This is a genomic window from Thalassospira sp. ABL2_045 (genome assembly GCF_056161285.1).
In genome coordinates, this window is record NZ_JBSWYV010000029.1 from 1 (window position 1) to 2,052 (window position 2,052).

Annotated in this window: 3 protein-coding genes; all 3 read left to right on the plus strand. The window is 46.8% G+C overall.

What is annotated here, in order from left to right:
* A partial coding sequence (locus tag ACXAIA_RS20560; protein WP_475350998.1) for an RHS repeat domain-containing protein occupies positions 1 to 1,355 on the plus strand: 1,355 nt, incomplete at its 5' end.
* Between the two features lie 10 nt (positions 1,356 to 1,365).
* Positions 1,366 to 1,677, plus strand: a complete 312-nt coding sequence (locus ACXAIA_RS20565; RefSeq protein WP_475350999.1) for a hypothetical protein — start codon at positions 1,366 to 1,368, stop codon at positions 1,675 to 1,677.
* 191 nt (positions 1,678 to 1,868) lie between these two features.
* Positions 1,869 to 2,052: hypothetical protein (locus tag ACXAIA_RS20570; protein WP_475351000.1), on the plus strand; the 184-nt coding region annotated here is incomplete at its 3' end.

Here is a 2,052-nt window from a genome sequence, read left to right on the forward strand (position 1 = left end):
CCAAGGAAGTGGCCTATGTCGGGAGCTACTATGAGCGCCGGACAGTGGTGGATGGCAATGGTGATACGGCGGGTGTGGATACGCATCTGCATTATATCCGTGCCGATGATGCCAGCCTGGCGATCCACAAGATCGAGATTGCGCAGGATACAACGCAAACCACAAAGACACTTTGGTACTCACTTGATCATATCGGTTCTGTGGTTCTGACCACGGATGAGAATGGTGCTGTCAGCGAGGCTATGGCATATGACCCGCACGGTGCTCGCCGCGAAACGACTTGGGAAGCCGCCCTTCTACCCATCCGTCCGGTTGATACGCCGCGTGGTTTTACCGGGCATGAACAGCTTGATGCGGTTGGCATCATCCATATGAATGGCCGCATCTATGATCCCGAACTTGGCCGCATGCTCAGCCCCGATCCGAATGTGCCGGATCCGACCATCACTCAGGACTTTAATCGCTACGCTTATGTTGTGAATAATCCGCTTTCTTACACAGACCCAACTGGGTTCCAGTATGGCGATGGGAACGGTCGAGGAGGTATCGGTGGGTATGATGGTTTTGGGTTTGGAAGAGATAGAGATCGAGGCAACGACCATTCACCAAGTCAAAGTGATAACTCCTCAAAAGAGCTGTCCAATCCTTACGCGGTAAAAGGTGATCAGAGTTTTGGTCAGTGGTTAGATAGCATTATATCTGGTGGGTATAATAATAGGAAAAATGCATTTTATGATGACAATATTGAGTTCTTTGAGAAGAATAATATCAGCAGAGAGAGGTTTAGGTCTTCTAAGTACTCAAACCAAATTGAATTTGAGGCATTCAAAGAAAGAGGCCATGTAGCAGTAGGTCTTGTTTACACGGAGGCGGCGGGATTCGATGTGCATGGGCAGTATCATGCGGCCGTTTTGGCTGTCGATCTTGAAACTGGCGTCGCTTATATCAATAGGGCTGGCCCCGCAAACAGGACAGTAATTGGCTCAGCTTCAGATTCCTATAAATCAACGAACTGGGGAGGGGCGGTTGTAGCTGCTGTGACAGGACAGCAAGTGTTAGGTGGATACGGGTATGGTGAGATTGAAGGATACACTACTGAATGGGGGGAGGTGCTGTCGCTCTTTGATAAACCAAGTGATATCATCGCGATTCAGCCAATTGGTGTTATTGAAGCTACAGGTGAAGAAGTTTCTTCTCATATGGAGGCATATAGAGATTCGTTCGCAGAAGAACGATATGCATACCACCCTCTGTTATCCAACAGTAATTCATATGCATTTGGTTATATTGAAAGCCTAGGTTTTCCAAGGCCCTCACCTGTCTTGCCAGCTCCAGGCTGGGACTACAAATTTTGAGGAGAATAAAATGAGAAAGGTCTTTCTCGCCTTGTTGATAGCCGCTCTTTCATTTGGGCTTTCATCTTGTTCAGATAAAACAGAAGAAATATACGGTGTTTTGGAGGACAACTTAAGTATTGGCGATCCGGCATCGAAGATTGAAAAAGTTATTGAGGATATGGGCTGGAGATATGAGTACTTTTCCGATCGAAAATCACTTGCTGTAGACATTCCAAAGTATAATGACAGTGAATATGTCCGGTATGAAGTGATTTTATATTTGGATAGTGATTTGAAGTTGAGGGAGATTAGTGTGAAATCATATGCTAATTTCATTTGATTCCTGTTGTTGGTATAGAATGCTTTTCGTCGGCAAATATCGGTAGAGTATAATGCATCCCCACTCCGCATAGGTTGCATATTTAGAGTTGAAGTGGCTGATATTGGCCGATAATCTTCGAGTGTTGAAGGGGCAGTCTTTAGGGGCTGAGACGATAGCTCGGGGGAATATCGATGCAGGCAGGCAGCCGAATGTCACGCCTTTTGGCGGGATTTGTGTGTTTTTCGTTTGTTGGTTTTTCAGTCTTTCCAGCTTTTTCCCAAAACCCTGTTTCGGGTGATTTCTCCGGTCAGTTTGATGTTACGGCCAGCGGAGAGGCGAGTTATGCCATCCCGGTTTCTGTGCCGCCCGGTATCGGTGATCTGGTGCCGGAGG

Coding starts and splice junctions, on each gene's coding strand:
- ACXAIA_RS20565 (WP_475350999.1), top strand. CDS start 1,366: ATGAGAAAGGTCTTTCTCGCCTTGTTGATAGCCGCTCTTTCATTTGGG.